The sequence below is a fragment of the Streptomyces sp. NPDC036815 genome (assembly GCF_055609205.1).
On the sequence record NZ_JBVJPW010000003.1, the window covers coordinates 235030 to 253960 of the forward strand.

The window sequence follows — 18931 nt, forward strand, 5'->3', positions numbered from 1 at the left end:
GCGTGCGCGTCCGTGAGCGTGACCGTGCGCGGCCGTGAGCGTGCGCGTATCGCCGGGAGCGCAGGCCAGCACTTATGCGGCGCCGACGCCGGTACGGGCTTCCACCAAAGGTCGCTTCACACCGTGGGCATCGTCACACCACGGGGCGCGTCACCCCGCGGACCTCTCCGTCCCACCGTCGGCGCCGTCCGCCTCACGCGTCGCGTGCTCGGTGAGCTGCTTGTTCACCTCGCGGGCCTGCTCGGCCAGCCGGCCGGCCCGCGCCTCGGCCTGGTCCGCGCGGGCGTTGATGCGGGCGATGTCGTCCTCGATGACCTTCAGGGCCAGCTCGGTCGCGGCGTCCGCTTCCTGCGGCGGGAGGTCGCCGGGCAGGGCCTCCAGCGCGCTCTTGACCGCGGGGATGCCGCCGCGTGCGTGGATGTCTTTCCAGAACTGGTAGTCCATCACGCCATCTTGGCCGATCGACCGCCGTCGACGCGAGGCGGTGCGAGAGGGGCGGTCACGAGCCCCCTCCGGGCGCCCCCGCCCGGGTCGGCGTGCTGAAGTCCAGGAGGTCCTCGGCGGTCTGCTGGGTCTCCTCCGCGGCCTTGCGGGCCGTGGCGACGACGTCGCCGTGTTCCTGGACGAGGGTGTGGTAGATCGGCGCCTGGGTGGCGTCATTGGCCGGCATGACCTGCGGCTCCTTGGTTCGGGGACTGCGTTGCTCGGGTCGGCCGTGTGCGGCCGACCCGCGACCTTACGCGAACTCGGTGCGTCGATGGCACCCGACCCCGATCATGAGATGGCCGCTTGTGACGTCTTTCACACGCGGCGATCGGGTCCGTCCCGGTGACTCAGGAGCAGTACGTGTCGCGGTCGGGCCGCTCACCCGTGGCCAGGAAGCGGGAGACGGTCCGGTCTCCGCAGGCGTTCCCGTTGGCGAGGTAGGAGTCGTGGCCGGTGGCGTCGACGGTCACCATGGTGGCCCGGCGGCCGAGGGCGTCGCGCAGCTTCAGGGCTCCGGCCAGCGGAGTGTTCGGGTCGCGCTCGTTCTGGACGAGCAGGATGTTGGACGGGCCCCGGTCGGTGATGCGTACCGGCGCCTGCTTCGGCTCGAACGGCCGGGCGGCGCAGAGCATCGCGTTCCTGGGCATGCCCGCGGTGAGCGGGAAGGCGGTGCGGCTCTCGGCGGCGCCCTTCCGGTACACGGCCGCCGACCTGGGCCACGCGACGTCGTTGCAGAGGGTCGCGGAGCCGACGGCGACGGAGTTCTGGACCGCCTTCTCGGGAGGCGCGGGAGGCGCGGACGGCAGGCTGCCCTGCCGGGCGCCGAGGATCAGTCGGGCGAGGGCGGGGAAGTCGTCGGGGTCGTCCATGGCGTTGAGCATGGTCTGCCGCAGCACGTTGCCGTTGAGTTCCGCCGGGTTGGCGCCCTCCCAGGGGATCGGTTCGCGGTCCAGGCGGGCGGCGAGGCGGAGGAAGAGCGGGCGCACCTCGGCCGCCGTCCTGGCCAGGCGGTCCTTGTTGCCGGGCGCCGCGGCCCACGCGGCGAACGCCGGGAAGGTGTCCTCGACGCCCCGCTCGTGGGCCGCGAGCCAGCCTCGGCCGACGCGGGTGGGATCGGGATCGTCGTTGCTGTCCAGGACGACGCGGTCGGTACGGTGCGGGAACAGCTGGCTGTAGACCGCGCCGACGTACGTGCCGTACGAGACCGCCCACGCGGAGAGTCTCTCCTCGCCGAGCGCCGCACGGATGCGGTCGATGTCGCGGGCGTTGTCGGCGGTGCTGATGTGGCGCAGGAGTTCGCCGCCGTTGCGCGCGCAGGCGTCAGCCGTCCGTTGCGCGGCGGCCATGTTCTCGGTGACGGAGCCGTCGGGGGCCGGCCAGGGGCGCAGCTTGGAAGCGGCGAGGTCGGCGTGCTCGAAACCACAGGTGACGGGCGTGGAACGGCCGAGACCGCGGGGGTCGAAGCCGATCAGGTCGTGGCTGTCCCGCACGCTCCGGGGCAGCTTCTGCCCCTTGCGGGACGGGTCGTCGATGCTGGATCCGCCGGGTCCGCCGGGGATGAGCAGGAGGGCGCCGCGGCGGGTTGCGGGCTTCTCGCCGCGGACACGGGAGATGGCCAGCTCGATCTTCTCGCCGTCGGGGTGCGCATAGTCCATCGGGACGTCGAGGGTCGCGCACTCCTGCCGGGAGTCGGGGCCGTGGCCCGGGCAGGAGGTCCAGTCGAGCGCCGGAGACTCTCGGGGCGCCGTCCTCGTCGACGTCGTCTCCGGCGAGGAGGGCGATGCGGTCGCGGCGAGCGGTGTGGTGAGGGTCAGGACGGCGGCGGAAGTGGTGAGCAGGGCAGCGGTGCGCTTGTTCTTGGTCGTGCTCTTCGTCGTGCTCTTCGTCCTGCTCTTCGTCGTGCTCTTCGTGATGTTCTTCGTCATGCGGATGAGCTTCACCGCTCTCCACGGACGGCCACATCCTCCCAACTGGCCGCTACGGGTGGGGTTTTACCCCGAACGATCACCTAGGGGGTTCGAACGCGGCGCCGCCACACGCGTGAGGGACGGCCCCGTCCGGGTACCCGCAGACGGACATCTGGAGGAGCCCATGCCACTCACGTTCCGCAAGAGTTTCCGGATACTTCCCGGGGTGCGGCTGAACATCAACAAGCGCTCGTGGTCCCTCACCACGGGCGGTCGCCACGGACCCCGACGCACCCACAGCAGCACCGGCCGACGCACCACGTCGATGGACCTGCCGGGCCCGTTCGGCTGGCGCCGCACGACGAAGCGGCGTTGAAAAAACCGATTCCGTGACGCAGCACGCACTGTTACGGTCGCCGACATGAAGAAGCGCGCTGCGATGACGACGACGCCGGAGAGTGTCCCGGCGCGCTGACCGATGTTCGAGTCCGAAGCCCCGGGGCGAGTGCCCCGGGGCTTCGTCCTGCGGTCACTCGCCCAGCATCCGCGAGGAGACCTGACCCCATGCACGACCAAGACCTTCACACCCCTCAGCACCCGAACGACCACCGCAGACTCGGCCGCGAACTCGGCCTGTTCGGCACCGACCCACTGATCGGCGCGGGGCTGCCGTACTGGCTGCCGGACGGGGCGGCCGTGCGGCACGCCCTGGAGGAGTACATCCGCGACGCCGAACGGCGGGCGGGCTACCGGCACGTGTACTCGCCCGTGCTCGGCAAACGCGAGCTCTACGAGATCTCCGGCCACTGGTCGCACTACAGCGACGACATGTTCCCGCCGATGGACCTGGGCGGCGAGCAGGTCGTCCTGCGGCCGAGCCTGTGCCCGCACCACGCGGTCATCTACCGCTCCCTCTTGCACAGTTACCGCGACCTCCCGCTGCGCATGGCCGAGCTCGGCGGCATGTACCGAGCCGAACTGTCCGGTGTCCTGGGCGGGTTGAGCCGCGTCCGGGCCATCCACCTCAACGACGCCCACATCTTCTGCACCCTGGACCAGGTCGCCGACGAGGCGCGCGCCGCGCTGGAGATGATCCGCCGTGCGTACGACGCCCTCGGCATCCGTCCGTCCCGCCTGCGGCTCTCCCTTCCGGGACCCGGCGGCAAGTACGTCGCCGACCCCGAGAAGTGGCGGCGCTCCACCGCCCTGCTGACCGAGGTGCTCGACCGTTCCGGGTTGGCCTACGAGTCCGAGGAGGGCGAGGCCGCGTTCTACGGACCGAAGATCGACGTGCAGGTCGTCGACGGAGCGGGGCGCGAGTCGACCCTCTCCACCGTGCAGGTCGACTTCCACCAGCCCGAGCGGTTCGATCTGCACTACGTCGGCGCGGACGGCGCCAGACACCGTCCGGTGATGGTCCACCGCAGCATCATCGGGAGCGTGGAGCGGGCCGTGGCTCATCTCATCGAGCAGCACGGCGGGGCGTTCCCCGCCTGGCTGTCCCCCACCCAGCTGGTGGTCCTGCCGGTCTCCGGGGCTCAGTTGCCGGGCGCCGAGCGCCTCCTGCGCCGGTGCGCCGAGCTCGGGCTGCGGGCCGAGCTCGCGTCACCCGAGCAGGGGTCCCTGGGCGCCCGCGTCCGGGCCGCCCGTCTCGTGCCCTATCAGGCCGTCGTCGGCGCGCGCGAGGACGCCGACGACCTGGTCGCGCTGCGGCTGCGCGACGGGCGGCGCCTCGATCCGCTGCCGAGCGAGGAGGCGCTGTCCCGTATCGGCTCGCTGGTCGCGGGCCACCGCAGCGAACTGTGGGACGACGGGCCCCGGGCGTAGCCTCTCCCGGCCCCGAGACGCCTGTGCGGGTCGGGGTCCGGCCTCACCCGTGCGGGTCGGGCCCGGCCCCACCCGCGCGGGTCACAGCACCCCGACGACCAGCGTCACGCCCATGACCGCCATCGTCGCGGCGATCAGGGCGTCCAGGGCCCGCCAGGACGCGGGGCGCTCGAAGAAGCCGCTGAGCAGTCGGGCGCCGTAGCCCAGCGCCGCGAACCAGCAGATGCTGCCGAGCATCGCGCCGACGCCGAAAGCCCAGCGAAGCCCGTCGTGACCGGCGGCGACGGAGCCGAGGAGCAGGACCGTGTCGAGGTAGACGTGCGGGTTGAGCCAGGTCATGGCCAGGCAGGCGAGGAGCGCCGCGCGCCGTGACCCGGCCGTCGCGCCGGTGGCGGTCATCGACGTGGGGCGCAGCGCCCTGCGTGCGGCGAGCACGGCGTACGAGAGGAGGAAGCCTCCGCCTATCAGGCCGACGAGGGTCAGCGCCGGGGGCCAGGCCGTGACCACGGTGCCGATCCCGGCGACGCCCGCGGCGATCAGCACCATGTCGGACACGGCGCAGATGGCCACCACGCTGAACACCGCCTGCCGACGGATGCCCTGGCGCAGCACGAAGGCGTTCTGCGAGCCGATGGCGACGATGAGCGAGAGTCCGGTGCCGAATCCGGCGGCTGTGGCGGTCAGTGCTGTTCCCATGGACACCGACGTTAAGGATCCTTGATGTTATAAGTACAGGTAAAGATTCTCATGTAGCTTAAGCAATCGTCATGACGAGGGCAGGAGGCGGACCGGTGCCGGACGCGGAAACGGGAGCGGGGGCGCTGTCGGGGGCCGTGTCGGAGTTGCCGCTGGAGCACGTGCGGACCCTGCTCGCCGTCGTCGACGAGGGCACCTTCGACGCCGCGGCGGCCGCGCTGCACGTCACACCGTCCGCGGTCAGTCAGCGCGTCAAGGCCCTGGAGCGCCGTACGGGCCGGGTCCTGCTGATGCGTACGAAGCCGGTGCGGCCCACCGATTCGGGGCAGGTCGTCGTGCGGTTCGCCCGGCAGCTGGCGCGCCTGGAGCGGGACGCGCGCACCGAGCTCGGCATCAGCGACACGGGCGAGCCCGCCGCGCTGCCGGTCGCGGTGAACGCCGATTCGCTCGCGACCTGGTTCCTGTCCGCGCTGGCCCGGATCCCCGACGAGCTGCGGATCTGTTTCGAGCTGCGCCGTGAGGACGAGGAGCACACCACGTCGCTGCTGCGCGAGGGCTCGGTGATGGCCGCGGTGACGTCGTCGCCGGACGCCGTGGCGGGCTGCACCGTTCGGCGCCTCGGCCGGATGCGGTATCTGCCCGTGGCGTCGCCCGCGTTCGCGGCACGGCGGCTCGGCGGCTGGCCTCGGGTGCCGCTCGGCGAGGTGCTCGCGGACGCGCCCGTGATGTTCTTCGACCGGCGCGACTGCCTGCAGGACGATTTCGCGCGCAAGGTGACGGGCGGGCGTGGCGCCGGTCCTCTGCGGCACTACGTACCCTCGTCGCGCGGGTTCATCGAGGCCATCGAGGCGGGCCTCGGCTGGGGCGTGGTGCCGCGGATACAGGCCGAGCCGCTGCTGCGTGCCGGGACGCTGACCCTGCTCGACGCCGAACGGGTCGTGGACGTACCGCTGTTCTGGCAGCAGTGGAAGCTCGACTCGCCCGCGCTCGCCGCGCTGGCGGAGGCGGTGGTGGCCGCGGCCGGGCGGGCCCTGGACCGGTGAGGCGCCCTCGCGGGAAGGGGCCGCGCGCGGCGTCGACGGGCCCACGCGCGGCGGTGTGGACGTGCGGCGCGGGCGACTCCTGTCTAGCGTCACTGGCATGACGACTGAACCGCAGAGTTACGAGCTGCTGCTTGTGCCCGAGTTCACCGAGGGCGGGGCGGGTCCGGACGGCACAGCGGGCGCGCTGCGTTCCGCGGTGGTGGTGGCCACCGGCGAGACCGGCGCCTCCGGCTATCCGCGGTACGCGGGGGACGGCATGGAGGCGGACATCGATCCGGCGACCCGTGCCGTCGAGGCGCTGCTCGTCGACGGGGCCGAATTGGACTACGGGCTTTCGGTGCGGGTCGGCGACCGGTCGGCCGGCTGACACGCGACGGACGCCTCGCGCGCACCGGCCGAACGGGCCACCGGATTAACCGGGCCGCCGAGCATGACAAAAATAATCGTTGCGTCAAAAACAATGTCGCAACAATCATGTTGAATCATGCAAATCGGATCGTATTATTCTGTGCGATCTGCGCAACGCAGTGCGCCCGCCTTCCCCGTCGGCTGGCTTGAATACATCCCTTTCTTTGGTGCCCACAGAGTGACCGGGTAGGCTTCCGTCCTCGAAATAGGCCGAAGTGAGCACACCTCCTGCCGACTACGTGGGGAGCTGGTCATGCGACCGGACGAGCGGATCGGGGGCCTCGTTCAGTCCCTCTCGGAACACCTGGTCAGGAATGTCGAGGAACACCGACTGGAGGGCGCGCGCCGCGATTTCCTCCAGCGCGGATTCACCACACTGCCCTTCCTCGCGCCCGACCGTGTCAAATCAGCGATTGCGGACGAAATCGAAAGCCTCGTAGCGGAACACGGCGTACGCCGTGGAATCAGTTTCAAGGAGACCGGACATACGCCCCGGCACATGCGCAATGTCCGCCACAGAGAAATCAGCGACCACGGATCCGTCATTCCGGCGGTGTATTCGTCCCCGGAGCTCCTCGGAACTCTGGGCAAGGTCGCCGGTGAGCCGGTGCTCATGTGCCCCTACGAGCCGGAGCGGTACGTGATCACCGAACTGGAGCGGTCCGGTGACACGCACGGCTGGCACTGGGACGACTACAGCTTCGCGCTCGTCTGGGTCGTCGACTGCCCGCCCGCGGAGCACGGCGGATTCGTCCAGTGCGTGCCCCGCACGTACTGGAACAAGCAGGACCCGCAAGTGCACCGGCAGTTCCTGAGGCAGCCCATCCACTCCTTCGAACTACGGCCGGGCGACCTCTACTTGATGCGCACCGACACCACCCTGCACCGCGTCTATCCACTGAGCCGCGGCCGTCGGCTCATCATCAACATGGGCTACGCCTCCCATGCCGACCTGCACAAACAGATCAGCCACGAGACCATGGACGGGCTCTGGCGCGGCTCGCGCGAAGAACAGGCGGAACAGACCGTATGACGTCTGTCGAGGGGGCTCCCGCACCAGCTTCCGAGCCCCCTCAACTGCCGCGGCAGTTGACCACATCGGGGCTCGTCGTCCACTACATCACCTCCGTGATGGGCGCCGGCGTGCTGCTGATCCCCGCGCTGGCCTGGGCCGAGGCGGGGCCGCTGTCCCTGGTCGCGTGGGGGCTGCTGATCCTCTACAGCTACCCCTTCGCCCTGATCTTCGCGAAGCTGTCCGTACGGCATCCCACGAGCAAGGGCGTCGCCCAGTTCGTGGAAGCGGCCTTCGGCGCCCGGGCGGGCCGGATCGCCGCCGTCTTCCTGCTCATCACCCTGCTCGCCGGCAATCCCGTGCTGGGCCTCGCCGCGGGCCGCTATCTGCTCTCGGCCGTCGATCCCACCGCCTCGAACCGGGCGGCGCTGCTCGCGGGCGCCGCCGTCATCGTGTTCTGCGTGGCGCTCAACCTCTGGGGAATCAAGGTGAGTACGCGCGCCCAGCTGGTGGTTCTCGGCGCCGTGGTGCTGTTGCTGGCCGTCGTCATCTGCCTGGCGCTGCCCGAGGGGGACTACACGCGCCTCACGCCGTTCGCACCGCACGGCTGGAGCGCCCTCGGCAGTACGTTGCTCATCTGCTTCTTCGGATTCATCGGCTGGGAGAACGCCGCACCGGTGGCCGAGGAGGTGCGGGATCCCGAACGCACCTTTCCCCAAGGCATTCTCTACGCCGTCAGCTGTGTGGGGCTCCTGTACTTCGCGATGGCTTTCACCGTCTCGGTGGCGCTGCCCGAATCGTCCGCGCACCATTCCGGCGGGTCGGGACAGTCGGATCTGACGGCGTTCGTGCGACTCCTCCAGGTGGCCACCGGCAGCAGTCTGCAGAGCAGCGGATTTCTCGTCGCCGGGATTCTGCTGCTGCTCACCACCAACGCCTGGTGCCTGGGCACCTCGCGCGTCGTCTTCGCCCTCGCCCGCGACGGCCTCCTGCCCGCCCGGCTGAGCAAGCTCTCCGCCCGGGGCAGAATTCCGGCGCGCGCCGTTCTCGCGCTCCTGCCGGGCTACGCGGTGTCGGTCGTCCTCCTCCTCGTCACCGATTCCAGTGAGACCACCCTCATCAAGGCGTCGTCGGCCACCTACCTGCTCATCTTCCTGATGGCCTTTCTCTCCGCGGCCAGACTGCTGCCCAGGGGCGGCACCGCCCGGCTGAATCTGGCGGTCATCGCGGCCACCGTCGCGATGCTGCCGTTCTTCGGCGTCAGTCTCGTCATCGCGCTGGCGATGCTGCTGCTCTCCGTCATCGCCGAGCGGTGGCTGCGCAAGCGCGTCACCCCACCCACCGAGACAGGAGTCCTCACGTGAGCGCGCGACACATCCTGCGAATACAGGACCTCTCCGCCAAGGAAATGTGCGCCCTGCTCGACCTCGCCGAAGCGATGAAACGCGGCGACGACACACGTGCCCACCTGGCGGGCCGCTGCATCGGCCTGCTCTTCAACGTGCCCTCCACGAGAACCAGGGTCTCCTTCCAGGTCGCCGCCTCCCAACTCGGCGCGGACAGCTTCCCGTACGGGGTGGAGGAGCTCCGACTCGCCAACCGCGAGTCGATCGAGGACACCATCGGCGTACTCAACCGCTACCTCGACGCGCTCGTGGTCCGCTGGTACGACATGAACGAGTACGGCGCGGGCCACCGCCGCCTGCGCGCGATGGCCGAGCGCGCGACGATCCCCGTCATCAACGCGCTGGACGACGAGGAGCACCCCTGCCAGGTGCTCGCCGACCTCATGACGCTGCGCGAGCTGTACGGGGCGCAGGTACCGGCCAAACGGATCGTGTACGCCTGGTCCTACTCGCCGCGGCAGAAGACCCCCGGCGTCCTGCACTCCTCGATGATGGCCGCGGCCGTGCTCGGGCACCGCATCACCGTCGCGCACCCGCCGGGCTTCGCACCGGAGGAACGTGTGACCCGGGCCGCCCGGTCCGTCGCCGCCCGCACCGGCGCGAGCATCGAGCTCACCCACGATCTGGAGGGGGCCGTCCAGGGCTGTGCGGCGGTGTACACCCTGAGCTGGAAGTCCCCGACGCTCATCGGCCAGGAGGAGATCCAGGCGAGGACCCGGCTCGCGGACCGGTGGCGGATCACCGCACCGCTGATGCGATCGGCCGGTGACGGTGCGGTGTTCCTCGACTGCATGCCCACCAATCGGGGCGAGGAGGTCGACGCCGAGGTGAAGGACGGCCCGTGGTCGAAGATCTTCCAACAGGCCGAGAACCGGCTCCACACCCAGAAGGCCCTGCTCACCCAGTTGTTCGACGGCACGCTCCAGGGAGGCCCGCGATGACGGCGACCGGGTCCGGTGCGCGGGTGGCGCTGGTCACCGGGGGCGGCGGGGGCATCGGCGGCGCCGTCGCGCGGCGGCTGGCGGACGAGGGCGTGCACGTCGCGGTCGTCGACCGGGACCACGAGGCCGGAGCGGTGGCCGGGCGCATCCGCGAGGCGGGCGGCCGCGCCGAGTCGTTCCTGTGCGACGTGGCCGCGGAGGGCGAGGTGTCGGCCCTGGTCAACCAGGTCACCGACCGGCTCGGCACCATCACCGACGTGTGCTGTGTCGCGGGCAGCATCCGACGCGGCACGGTGCCGGAGCTGTCCCTGGCGGACTGGCACAGGTCGTTCGCGGACAACGTGGACTCCGTCTTCCTGGTGTGCCGGGCGGTGCTGCCGCTCATGGAGCGGGCCGGGCACGGCAGCATCGTCACCGTGGCCTCCGGCTGGGGGCTACGCGCGGGGAAGAAGGCCGCCGCGTACTGCACCGCCAAGGCCGGTGTGGTGATGCTGACGCAGGCCATGGCGCTGGACCACAGCCCCGCGGGCATCCGGGTCAACTGCGTCGCCCCCGGCGACACCCGTACGCCCATGCTCGCCCGTGAGGCGCGTCAACTCGGGCAGTCCGACGCCGAGTTCCTCGCGGAGGCCGCCGACCGGCCGCTGGGCAGGATCGGCACGCCCGAGGACATAGCCGCCGCGGTGGCCTTCCTCGCCGGGCCGGACGCCGACTTCATCACCGGCACCGTGCTGAGCGTCGACGGTGGGGGCGGCGTCTGAGACGCACGGCGGAAGGCGGGGTCAGTGGGGAAGAGGTGACACCGGCCGCTCGAAGAACGTCTCCAGGGAGACGGTCGCCTGCGTGCCGCTGACCCCGTCGATCGCGTACAACCGGCGCAACACGTCCTGCAGTTGCCCGGTGGTCGCCGTGCGGACCTTGACCAGGACCGACGCACTGCCCGCGATGACGTGCGCCTCCTGGATCTCGGGTATCGCCTCGAACGCGGCCGCGGACTCCCCCATCCACGCCGTCGAGTCGACCATCACGAAGGCGAGGACTCCGCGGTCGAGCGTCGCGGGGTCCACCTCGACGGTCGTGCGCCGGATGACTCCACGCTCGCGCAGCTTGCGCACCCGCTCGTGGGCGGCGCCCGCGGAGAGTCCGGCTCCCTTGCCGAGCGCGGCGTACGAGATGGTCGCGTCCTCCTGGAGGAGGGCGATCAGCCGACGGTCGATGTCATCCACGGTCACCATGGCGCAACCATACAGTGTTCTGACATAGTCATGATCGACAGAACGACATTCACCCACCGGTCACCAAGGGGCATCCATGTCTGGCAATGACAGCACCTCTCCGTACGAGATCCTGGACGAGCGGTTCCGTACCGGACGGTGCGCGAACGGGGACGACCGCCTCGAGCAGCTGTACGGCGGATGCCGGTGGGCCGAAGGCCCGCTCTACCTGCCGGCCTGGCGTCAGCTGATCTGGAGCGACATCCCCAACGACCGCCTGCTCCGCTGGGACGAGACGACGGGCGACGTCGCGGTCTTCCGGTCGCCCGCCGGGCACGTCAACGGCAACACGATTGACCGCGAGGGCCGGCTGGTCAGCTGCGAGCAGGGCAATCGTCGGGTCACCCGCACCGAGCCCGACGGGCGGATCACCGTGCTCGCCGATCGGTACGACGGCAAGCGGCTGAACAGCCCCAACGACGCGGTCGTCCGCTCCGACGGATCGGTGTGGTTCTCCGACCCGGACTTCGGGATCACCAGCGACTACGAGGGTTTCCGCGCCGAGCCCGAGATCGACGGCCTCAACGTGTACCGGATCGATCCGTCCACGGGCGAGGTCCGGCTGGTCGCGGACGGCTTCGGGGCGCCGAACGGCCTCGTGTTCTCACCCGACGAACGGCAGTTGTACGTGTCGGACACGCGGGGCGGCTGCATCCGGGTCTTCGACGTGCGCGAGGACGGCACGCTGTCCGACGGCAAGGTCTTCGCGGAGGCGAAGGACGGCGTCAGCCGGTTCGACAACATCCGGTTCGACGACGGCGGCCGCTTGTGGGCCGCCGCCATCGAGGGAGGGGTGCACTGCTACGACCCCGACGGCACCCTCATCGGGCGGCTCCGGGTGCCGGAGCCGGTGTCCAACATCGCCTTCGGCGGGCCGAAGAACAACCGGCTCTTCATCACGGCCACCAGCTCGCTGTACTCACTGGTGATGTCCGTGACGGGGCTGCCCCGGGTGCGCGCCTGAACGGCCCCGGCCGCAGGCGCCGCGCGCTCACTCCGTGGCTTCCGCCTCCACGGGCTTGGGGATGAGGAAGGACGTCGCGAAGGCCGCCGCGATGAGGGCGACTCCGGCGATCATGCCCGCCGTGTAGCCGGCGGGCGACGTCTCGTCGGCCGGTGCCGCGGCGGTCTGCACGGCGTACAGGACAGCGAAGCTGAGACCCGCGCCGAGGTTGAAGGCGCCCGCGTTCAGACCCGGCAGGAAGCCCGGGTTCTCCTTCGGGGAGAGCACGATGCCGAGGCCGTTGAGGACGATGTTGCCCACGCCCGCGTAGGTGACGCCGATGAGGACCGACGCGAGCAGGAGCAGCAGCCGCGAGTCGGCGTGCAGCGTGAACAGCATCAGGGCGACCGTCACGGCCGAGCCGATGAGGCCGAGGCGCAGGATGCGCCCGTAGCCGTACGTGGCGGCGAGGCGGCCGGCGAGGGGGCCCATGGCCAGGCCCGCGAGGGCGTACGGCGTCAGGGTCCACCAGGCGGACTGCTCGGCGCCCATGCCGAAGCCGGCCTGGGCGTCCTGGGCGAAGGCCGGGATCATGCCGTTCATCACGGCGAACACGCCGGTCATGGTGAGGACCGTGGTCAGCAGCAGCGCCCAGGTGGAGCGCTGGCGCAGATGGCGGGTGGCCACCAGAGGGTGGCTGCTGCGGTCCTCGGTGCGCCAGAACAGCGCGAAGGCGACGGCGGTGACGACGAACAGGGCGACGACGAGCCCCCAGTTCGCCGCGCCGAGCTTGCCCGCCTCGTTCAGGGCGATCAGGGCCGCGCCGACCGAGATGACGAGCAGGGTCACGCCGGGCCAGTCCATGCGGGTGTCGGCGGTGTCGGCGGCCTTCGACTCGGGGGTGAGCGTGGCGACCAGGAGCGCGGCGATCGCCGCCACGCCGGCCATGGCCCAGAACACCGACTGGAAGCCGTAGTGGTCGGCGAGGTAGCCGCCGCCGAGGGAGTCGAGGCCCGCGATGCCGCCGTTGACGGCGGTGATGACGCCGAGGAGGGTGCCGTACTTCTTCGGCTCGTGGACCTCGTTGCGCAGCATGATCAGGCAGAGCGGCACGGTGGGTCCGGAGACGCCCTGGATGACGCGGCCGGCGAAGAGCATCGGCACGCTCTCGGCGAGCGCGGCGACCACACAGCCGACGACCATGAGCGCCAGCATTCCGGCGAGCACCTTGCGGCGGCCGACGAGGTCGCCGAGGCGCGGCAGGAAGAGCGAGAAGAGCGCGGCCGAGGTGAAGAACGCGGTCTGGGTCAGGCCGACCTCGGCCGAGGTCGCCCCGAGGGAGTCCTCGATGTTCTTCAGGGCGGGGCTGAGCATGCTCGCGTTGAGCTGGAAGGCGAAGCAGGCCGCGAGGAGGGCGGCGACCAGGACGCCGACGCGCACCGGTCGGGAGCCGCGGGCGCCGCCGGGAGCGGCGGCGGGTTCGGTGAGGGAGGCGTTCATGCGCGCACGTCGCCGATCCGCTCGAGCGCGTCCACGATCAGGTCCCAGAAGCGCTGGTGGTCCAGGTCGACGGCGACCTGGGTGTGGCAGTCGTCGGGCGCGGGCGCCCGGAAGTCCGTCACGGTCATGCCGAGCGTGAGCGTGCCGGTGAGCTCGATGTCCACGGGCGCCTTGCGGACCGTCATGACGCCGGGGTCGATGACGTACGCGACGGCGCACGGGTCGTGGACCGGCGGCGCGTCGAAGCCCTGGGCCTCCAGGTACATGGCGCCGAAGAAGTCGAGGAGCTCATTGACGAAGAGCGCCGGGGCGGTGCCGACCTTGCCGATGCGCTCGATGACCTCGGGGGTGGCGAGGGCCTGGTGCGTCAGGTCGAGGCCGACCATGGTGACGGGCCAGCTCTCGTTGAAGACGATGTGCGCGGCCTCGGGGTCGATCTTGATGTTGAACTCGGCGACGGGACTCCAGTTGCCCGTGTGGTAGCCGCCGCCCATGAGGACGACCTCGCGGACGCGCTCGACGATGCGCGGCTCCTTGCGGGCGGCCAGGGCGATGTTGGTCAGGCCCGCGGTGGGGACGATGGTGATCTCGCCGGGCTCGTGCGCCATGACCGTGTCGATGATGAGGTCGACGGCGTGCCGCTCGTCCAGGGCCAGGGTCGGCTCGGGCATGACGGGGCCGTCGATGCCGCTCTCGCCGTGGATGTCCGGGGCGGTCTCGACATCGCGTACCAGGGGGCGGGGGCAGCCCGCGGCGAAGGGGACACCGGTGATGTTCGCGATGCGGGCCACCGAAAGGGCGTTGCGGGTGACCTTCTCCAGGGTCTGGTTGCCCACCACGGTGGTGACGGCGACCAGGTCGACATCCGGGTTGCCGTGCGCCAGGAGCATGGCGATCGCGTCGTCGTGCCCGGGGTCGCAGTCCAGGATGATCTTTCGGGGCATCGCGGAACCTCTTTGTTCGGCTGAGCCGACGCTGCGCGGCGACGGCTCGGGAAAACGTTCTCCGAAGACTGTGTGCACCGACGCGAATTATGTCAATGGTCAACGACACATCACGGCAAATTCGCCCGGAACGGACAGAGTTCGGAACGGCTTCGATCTTCTGCAGACGCTCACCAATAGGGACATTTCGCCCCGAATATTGGGTCTGGTGACGCCGAAAGCCCGCTGATAACGTTTGCCGAAACACAGCGAAGGGTGGGCGCGGCGTGGCCGACGTAACGCTGAGAGATGTGGCCCGGGCCTCCGGCTGCTCCGTCGCCACGGTCTCCCGGGTCCTGGCCGGCACGCGCCCCGTCGGCGCCGAGACCGCCCGCCGCGTCCGCGAGGCCGCCGACGCGCTCGGCTACCGGCCCAACCACGCGGCCCGGGCCCTGCGCAGCCGCACCACCGGCACGGTCGGGCTCGTCCTGCCGCAGATCACGAACCCCTTCTGCCCCACGCTGGTACGGGAGTTGACCCATGCCCTGCACGCCGAGGGGCGGGCCGTACTCCTCGCCGACTGCGACGACGACCCGGCAGCCGAGGCCGAGTACATCGCGGACCTGCTGAGCCGCCAGGTCGACGCGCTCCTGGTGATCCCGGCGCACGAGGAGCGCAGCAGGGAAGCGGTGCGCGCGGCGGCCGCCCGGGTGCCGCTCGTCCTGATGGACCGGGGCTGCGGGCCCGCCGTCGCGGACTCCGTCGCGGTCGACAACACGGCGGGCATGGCCCTCGTCCTCGACCACCTGGCCGCCACGGGCCGCCGCCGCGTCTGCTTCCTCGGCGCGACGGGGACGGCGTCCGCCGCCGCCGAACGACGTGCCGCGTACGAGGCCGGGTCCGGCGCGCTCGATCCCGGCGCACCGGGCCGGGTGGCCCTCGGCGACTTCTCCGTGGAGTGGGGCCGGGCCGCCGTCGACGAGGTGTGGCCCACCCGCCCCGACGCCCTGGTCTGCGCCAACGACCTGATCGCCATCGGGGCCCTGCAACGCCTGCAGCAGCTCGGCGCCGACGTGCCCGGCACGGTCGCCGTCACCGGCTTCGACGACATCCCGATGGCGGCGCTCTCCGCACCCGGTATCACCACGGTCCGCCAGCCGGTGACCGAACTGGCCGCCGAGGCGGCACGGCTCCTCGCCCGGCGCCTCTCGGCCGCCGACGACGGACCGCGGCGAGCGATACGGCTCGCACCCGAGCTCGTCGTGCGCGAGTCGAGCGTGGCGAGCGTGGCGGGTGACGCGGCAACCGTGGGCGTGGGCCGACAGCGCACCGCCGCTCCCTAGAGCCTGTCTTTGAACCCCCGTCGTCCGCGCGGAGCGCGGGTGCAGCGGCGTCCGGTGCGTGCGATCGGTGTGCGGAGTCCGAGGTCATGTGGCGGAGCCACCTGTCCTTGGACTCCGTGCGCCATGGGGGTCCCCCCTGCTCGAGCGCAGCCGAGAGCTTGGGGGAGTGCGTGCCGGACGCCGGGGCGCAGGCGGGGGTTCAAAGACAGGCTCTAGGCCGCCCCGTCATGCGGGGCGGCCCGGGGAGTGCTTCGGCCGGTCAGCGTCGGACCCGCCACGTGAGCGAGTCGGTCAGCAGGCGGCGCAGCTGGGGGTCGCGGACCGCGCGCGTCGGGTCCGTGGCGCGGAGCGTCACCTTGTGCGCGCGGCCGTCGGCCGGGGCGCCGAGGGAGCGGGGCGTCACCGTGGTGTCGCCCCTGGCCGCCTTGGCCTCGCGGCCGTCGACGCTCCAGCGCAGTTCGATGCCGTGCGCCGCGCGCACGCGGACCTTGTCGTCGCGTCGGACCGCCCGGTCGGTGGGCGTCTCGGCGGTGACCACGGACGCGTGCCGGTGGAAGCCCGCGATCATGGCCTCGCGTCCGGGCAGGTTGAAGGCGCGGCCGAGCGTGCGCATGATCGAGTCCGCGGTCGGGCGGTAGAGGCCGCGCGGGTAGTAGCCGCCGCCCTCGTAGGCGCCGACGGTGCCGCCGTCCGGTGAGGTCTGGCCGATCCACCGGTACCACTTCTTCTTCTGCGCGGTGAGCTGGGCGGCCGTCAGCTTGCTGATGTTGGCTTCCCAGGGCTCGGCGCCCGTGTAGGTGCCGTACTCGTCGTACCAGTACTCGTCGGCCAGCTTGCCCAGCGAGTGGCCGGTCTCGTGGACGGCGACCTGGTCGGACTGGGCGTTGTCGGACGAGGCGGTGGCGATGCCGTCGTAGCCGGACGGGGAGGTGATGTCGTTGTAGCCCGCGCCGCCGTACTTGGTGGAGTTGGCGAGGACGATGACGAGGTCGGGGTCCGCGGCCTTCTTCGCGTACGACTCGACCTTGTTGGTGTCGACGCACAGCAGGCGCTCGATGCCGTCGCAGAAGAAGGCGGAACCGAGCGCGGTGTCCTTGACGGTGGTGTTCGTCGGGTCGCCGGAGACGCCGGACTGCCGCGAGACCGCGTCGACGGCCCAGACGTTGAAGAGGCTCTTGTACGAGGCGTACGGCTCGACGGCGGAGATCTTCGCCCACTTGGCGCGCACGTCGGCGTGGAAGTCCGCCTGCTGCGACGCGGTGTAGCCGTCGCCGATGAAGACGACGTCGAGCTTGGTGGCGGTCGGGCCCGCCCGCACGATCGGGACGACGTCGCCGTCACCCTTGATCTGCGCGCGCTCGCTCGGCGAGAGCTCGGGTGACGCGGGCACTTCGGTGTGCCGCGGGTGCGCGCCGGGCCCGGAGAAGTACTCGACGTGCTGGGCCTGTCGGGCGGCCGGTTCCGGGTCCGCCGCGGTGGCCGTGCCCGCGGGGCCGGTGGCGACGGCCGCCGCCGTGAGGGCGATGCCCGCGGAGAGGGCGATGCGCAGCGGCGTGCGTCTGGCACGGCCTGCTGTGCCGGGTATTCGGTCCGTGGGGGGCATGGGCGTCCTTCCGAAGTACGCGATATAAATGGCGGGTTAAGCAGAGTTAAGGCGCGGTTCAACGTAGGGGCTGTCGAGGCGCCAGGCAATGGGTGTGCGACAAGTTGCCTCTTGGGTAGACGAGTTCTCGCCGCCCGCCGTTCGGCGGCGGCGTGAAGTGACGTACGGAGAGGCAGCGGTGGCGCAGAACGTTTCCCGGGAGGGCGCACGCCCCGACGACCCGGCCGCGATCGGGCGGCGCGTCCTGCGGCTGCGCGGCGCGCGCGGCCTGACGCAGAAGCAGGTGGCGGAGCCCGCCTACACGCCCGCCTACGTCTCCACGCTGGAGTCGGGGAAGGTACGGCCCTCCGAGGCCGCGCTGCGCCACCTCGCCGAACGCCTCGGCGTCAGCTACGAAGAACTGGCCACGGGCCGCCCCGCCCACCTGGCCGCCGGACTGCGCCTGCGGCTGACCGACGCCCGGCGCGCCCTGGCCACCGGCGCTCCCGAGGACGCCGCCGAACTCTTCCGCGCGCTGCACGAGGAAGCCGTCGAGCACGACCTCGCACAGGAGCAGGCCGACGCGCTCCTCGGCCTCGGCGACTGCCTCCTGGAGGCCGGTGAGCTCACCGCCGCCCGGGACCGGTTCGCCGCGGCGGAGCGCCTGCTCGCCGACGAGCCGCTGCCGCGCCGCGTACCGGCCGTGCGGGGCCGCGCCACCGCCCACCTGCTCACCGGTGAACTGCGTTACGCCTGCTACCTCCTGGAGAGCACCCTCGACGAACTCGACGCCGCCGGACTGCACGACCCCGAGGCCCTGCTGCTCCTCTACACGGCGTCCATCGCCCCCTACATGGACATGGGTGCGCACGCGCGGGCCGCGCACGCCGCCGAGCTGGCGCTCGCCCTCGCCCCGCGCGTCGACGACCCCGCGCTGGTCGCGGGCATGCACCGCGGGGTCGCCCGTACGCTCATCGCCGAGGGCCGCATCGCCGAGGCCGACGCGTCCCTCGCCAAGGCCCAGGAGCTCTACCGCCAGCTGCACATCCGCACCGAACTCGCGCACTGCCACTGGATGCGCGGCTATGTGCACGCCCAGGGCGGCGACCTGGAGCGGGCCGAGAGCGAGCTGCGCACGGCCCACGACATCCTCAGCGCCAAACGGGCCGCGCTCTTCGCCGAACAGGTGGAGGTCGAGCTGGCCGACGTGCTGCGGCGGCGCGGCAAGGCCGGCGAGGCGGAGGCGCTGCTGCGGCCGTTGCTCACCCCGGGCGCGGACGAGGGCGGGGCCGGGGCGCTGGGAGCCGGGCGCGGGGCCGTCCACGCGGGCGGCGCGCACCGGCTGCTCGGGCTGATCGCCGAGGAGCGGGGCGACACGGATCGTGCCGAGGAGCACTACTGCGCGGCGCTCGCCCTGCTCGAACGCTCCAGCGCCGTGGGGGACTTGGCGGACCTCTGCCGTCTCCTGGGCGACCTGTTGCGCCGCACGGGCCGGGTGGAGGCCGCGATGGACGCGTACCGCACCGGTCTCGGGCACCGGGCCGCTCCCGGCACGACCACGCTGGGGCCCGCGCCCGCCACTCCCCCGATGTGAGCCCGGGCGGTGCACATAAAGATGTAGGGCCATTTCATCCCGGGCT

The 18931-nt window shown here is 71.4% G+C and carries 19 protein-coding genes; 11 read left to right on the forward strand and 8 right to left on the reverse strand.

Annotated elements, in window-relative coordinates; all coding sequences use genetic code 11:
• Nucleotides 1–150 precede the first annotated feature (150 nt).
• The 3 genes from ACZ69I_RS09810 to ACZ69I_RS09820 form a co-directional block, all read right to left on the reverse strand.
• Complete coding sequence (locus tag ACZ69I_RS09810; RefSeq protein WP_470831304.1) at nucleotides 151–444, reverse strand: hypothetical protein; 294 nt, start codon at nucleotides 442–444, stop codon at nucleotides 151–153.
• A gap of 55 nt (nucleotides 445–499) precedes the next feature.
• The gene (locus tag ACZ69I_RS09815; RefSeq protein WP_467677880.1) at nucleotides 500–670 is read right to left on the reverse strand and encodes a hypothetical protein; all 171 of its coding nucleotides are present in this window, start codon (nucleotides 668–670) and stop codon (nucleotides 500–502) included.
• Nucleotides 671–833: 163 nt separating this feature from the next.
• A complete protein-coding gene (locus ACZ69I_RS09820) occupies nucleotides 834–2411 on the reverse strand; it encodes an alpha/beta hydrolase (protein ID WP_470831306.1) in 1578 nt (525 codons plus the stop codon).
• 166 nt (nucleotides 2412–2577) lie between these two features.
• Between ACZ69I_RS09820 and ACZ69I_RS09825 the strand changes: the two genes are divergently transcribed.
• Nucleotides 2578–2769: a DUF4236 domain-containing protein gene (locus ACZ69I_RS09825; protein WP_160502320.1), complete on the forward strand. Its 192-nt coding sequence runs from the start codon at nucleotides 2578–2580 to the stop codon at nucleotides 2767–2769.
• Between the two features lie 188 nt (nucleotides 2770–2957).
• Nucleotides 2958–4220 carry a threonine--tRNA ligase gene (gene thrS, locus ACZ69I_RS09830; protein WP_470831307.1) on the forward strand — a complete coding sequence of 421 codons (1263 nt, stop codon included), beginning with the start codon at nucleotides 2958–2960 and terminating at the stop codon, nucleotides 4218–4220.
• An 81-nt stretch (nucleotides 4221–4301) separates the two neighbouring features.
• Here the strand turns inward: thrS and ACZ69I_RS09835 are convergent, their stop codons facing one another.
• On the reverse strand, nucleotides 4302–4916 hold the full coding sequence (locus ACZ69I_RS09835; protein ID WP_470831309.1) for a LysE/ArgO family amino acid transporter: 615 nt from the start codon (nucleotides 4914–4916) through the stop codon (nucleotides 4302–4304).
• Between the two features lie 137 nt (nucleotides 4917–5053).
• Here ACZ69I_RS09835 and ACZ69I_RS09840 point away from each other — a divergent pair, with 137 nt between their 5' ends.
• From ACZ69I_RS09840 to ACZ69I_RS09865, 6 genes are all read left to right on the forward strand, one after another.
• The gene (locus ACZ69I_RS09840) at nucleotides 5054–5959 is read left to right on the forward strand and encodes a LysR family transcriptional regulator ArgP (RefSeq protein WP_470831581.1); all 906 of its coding nucleotides are present in this window, start codon (nucleotides 5054–5056) and stop codon (nucleotides 5957–5959) included.
• Between the two features lie 97 nt (nucleotides 5960–6056).
• On the forward strand, nucleotides 6057–6326 hold the full coding sequence (locus tag ACZ69I_RS09845) for a hypothetical protein (RefSeq protein WP_467677870.1): 270 nt from the start codon (nucleotides 6057–6059) through the stop codon (nucleotides 6324–6326).
• A gap of 294 nt (nucleotides 6327–6620) precedes the next feature.
• On the forward strand, nucleotides 6621–7400 hold the full coding sequence (locus ACZ69I_RS09850) for a HalD/BesD family halogenase (RefSeq protein ID WP_470831311.1): 780 nt from the start codon (nucleotides 6621–6623) through the stop codon (nucleotides 7398–7400).
• Nucleotides 7397–8743 carry an APC family permease gene (locus tag ACZ69I_RS09855; protein ID WP_470831312.1) on the forward strand — a complete coding sequence of 449 codons (1347 nt, stop codon included), beginning with the start codon at nucleotides 7397–7399 and terminating at the stop codon, nucleotides 8741–8743. Before ACZ69I_RS09850 ends, ACZ69I_RS09855 begins: the two co-directional genes overlap by 4 nt.
• Complete coding sequence (locus ACZ69I_RS09860; protein ID WP_470831313.1) at nucleotides 8740–9726, forward strand: ornithine carbamoyltransferase; 987 nt, start codon at nucleotides 8740–8742, stop codon at nucleotides 9724–9726. Before ACZ69I_RS09855 ends, ACZ69I_RS09860 begins: the two co-directional genes overlap by 4 nt.
• On the forward strand, nucleotides 9723–10487 hold the full coding sequence (locus tag ACZ69I_RS09865) for an SDR family NAD(P)-dependent oxidoreductase (RefSeq protein ID WP_470831315.1): 765 nt from the start codon (nucleotides 9723–9725) through the stop codon (nucleotides 10485–10487). The genes ACZ69I_RS09860 and ACZ69I_RS09865 overlap by 4 nt, the downstream gene beginning before the upstream one ends.
• A gap of 21 nt (nucleotides 10488–10508) precedes the next feature.
• On the opposite strand, the gene ACZ69I_RS09870 is transcribed toward ACZ69I_RS09865, so the two are convergent.
• Nucleotides 10509–10952 (reverse strand): Lrp/AsnC family transcriptional regulator, encoded by a 444-nt coding sequence (locus ACZ69I_RS09870; protein ID WP_470831582.1) that lies wholly within the window; start codon nucleotides 10950–10952, stop codon nucleotides 10509–10511.
• An 85-nt stretch (nucleotides 10953–11037) separates the two neighbouring features.
• Here ACZ69I_RS09870 and ACZ69I_RS09875 point away from each other — a divergent pair, with 85 nt between their 5' ends.
• Nucleotides 11038–11964 carry an SMP-30/gluconolactonase/LRE family protein gene (locus ACZ69I_RS09875; protein ID WP_470831316.1) on the forward strand — a complete coding sequence of 309 codons (927 nt, stop codon included), beginning with the start codon at nucleotides 11038–11040 and terminating at the stop codon, nucleotides 11962–11964.
• Between the two features lie 27 nt (nucleotides 11965–11991).
• Here the strand turns inward: ACZ69I_RS09875 and uriT are convergent, their stop codons facing one another.
• Together uriT and uriH are read right to left on the reverse strand one after the other, a co-directional pair.
• Nucleotides 11992–13443: a uridine transporter UriT gene (gene uriT / locus ACZ69I_RS09880; protein WP_470831318.1), complete on the reverse strand. Its 1452-nt coding sequence runs from the start codon at nucleotides 13441–13443 to the stop codon at nucleotides 11992–11994.
• Nucleotides 13440–14387 (reverse strand): uridine-preferring nucleoside hydrolase UriH, encoded by a 948-nt coding sequence (gene uriH, locus ACZ69I_RS09885; protein ID WP_467677856.1) that lies wholly within the window; start codon nucleotides 14385–14387, stop codon nucleotides 13440–13442. The genes uriT and uriH overlap by 4 nt, the downstream gene beginning before the upstream one ends.
• Before the next feature lie 266 nt (nucleotides 14388–14653).
• On the opposite strand from uriH, the gene ACZ69I_RS09890 reads away from it, so the two are divergent.
• Nucleotides 14654–15709 (forward strand): LacI family DNA-binding transcriptional regulator, encoded by a 1056-nt coding sequence (locus ACZ69I_RS09890; protein ID WP_470831320.1) that lies wholly within the window; start codon nucleotides 14654–14656, stop codon nucleotides 15707–15709.
• A 259-nt stretch (nucleotides 15710–15968) separates the two neighbouring features.
• Here ACZ69I_RS09890 and ACZ69I_RS09895 read toward each other — a convergent pair whose 3' ends face one another.
• The gene (locus tag ACZ69I_RS09895) at nucleotides 15969–17312 is read right to left on the reverse strand and encodes a M64 family metallopeptidase (RefSeq protein WP_470831321.1); all 1344 of its coding nucleotides are present in this window, start codon (nucleotides 17310–17312) and stop codon (nucleotides 15969–15971) included.
• 178 nt (nucleotides 17313–17490) lie between these two features.
• Between ACZ69I_RS09895 and ACZ69I_RS09900 the strand changes: the two genes are divergently transcribed.
• Nucleotides 17491–18885, forward strand: a complete 1395-nt coding sequence (locus tag ACZ69I_RS09900) for a helix-turn-helix domain-containing protein (protein WP_470831323.1) — start codon at nucleotides 17491–17493, stop codon at nucleotides 18883–18885.
• Nucleotides 18886–18931 lie beyond the last annotated feature (46 nt).

What these genes read in the sequence shown, in the direction of transcription:
- ACZ69I_RS09835 (WP_470831309.1), bottom strand. Translation starts at nt 4,916, where the DNA reads ATGGGAACAGCACTGACCGCCACAGCCGCCGGATTCGGCACCGGACTC.
- ACZ69I_RS09820 (WP_470831306.1), bottom strand. Translation starts at nt 2,411, where the DNA reads ATGACGAAGAACATCACGAAGAGCACGACGAAGAGCAGGACGAAGAGC.
- ACZ69I_RS09895 (WP_470831321.1), bottom strand. Translation starts at nt 17,312, where the DNA reads ATGCCCCCCACGGACCGAATACCCGGCACAGCAGGCCGTGCCAGACGC.
- ACZ69I_RS09855 (WP_470831312.1), top strand. Translation starts at nt 7,397, where the DNA reads ATGACGTCTGTCGAGGGGGCTCCCGCACCAGCTTCCGAGCCCCCTCAA.
- uriH (WP_467677856.1), bottom strand. Translation starts at nt 14,387, where the DNA reads ATGCCCCGAAAGATCATCCTGGACTGCGACCCCGGGCACGACGACGCG.
- ACZ69I_RS09845 (WP_467677870.1), top strand. Translation starts at nt 6,057, where the DNA reads ATGACGACTGAACCGCAGAGTTACGAGCTGCTGCTTGTGCCCGAGTTC.
- thrS (WP_470831307.1), top strand. Translation starts at nt 2,958, where the DNA reads ATGCACGACCAAGACCTTCACACCCCTCAGCACCCGAACGACCACCGC.
- uriT (WP_470831318.1), bottom strand. Translation starts at nt 13,443, where the DNA reads ATGAACGCCTCCCTCACCGAACCCGCCGCCGCTCCCGGCGGCGCCCGC.
- ACZ69I_RS09810 (WP_470831304.1), bottom strand. Translation starts at nt 444, where the DNA reads ATGGACTACCAGTTCTGGAAAGACATCCACGCACGCGGCGGCATCCCC.
- ACZ69I_RS09865 (WP_470831315.1), top strand. Translation starts at nt 9,723, where the DNA reads ATGACGGCGACCGGGTCCGGTGCGCGGGTGGCGCTGGTCACCGGGGGC.
- ACZ69I_RS09875 (WP_470831316.1), top strand. Translation starts at nt 11,038, where the DNA reads ATGTCTGGCAATGACAGCACCTCTCCGTACGAGATCCTGGACGAGCGG.
- ACZ69I_RS09825 (WP_160502320.1), top strand. Translation starts at nt 2,578, where the DNA reads ATGCCACTCACGTTCCGCAAGAGTTTCCGGATACTTCCCGGGGTGCGG.
- ACZ69I_RS09815 (WP_467677880.1), bottom strand. Translation starts at nt 670, where the DNA reads ATGCCGGCCAATGACGCCACCCAGGCGCCGATCTACCACACCCTCGTC.
- ACZ69I_RS09850 (WP_470831311.1), top strand. Translation starts at nt 6,621, where the DNA reads ATGCGACCGGACGAGCGGATCGGGGGCCTCGTTCAGTCCCTCTCGGAA.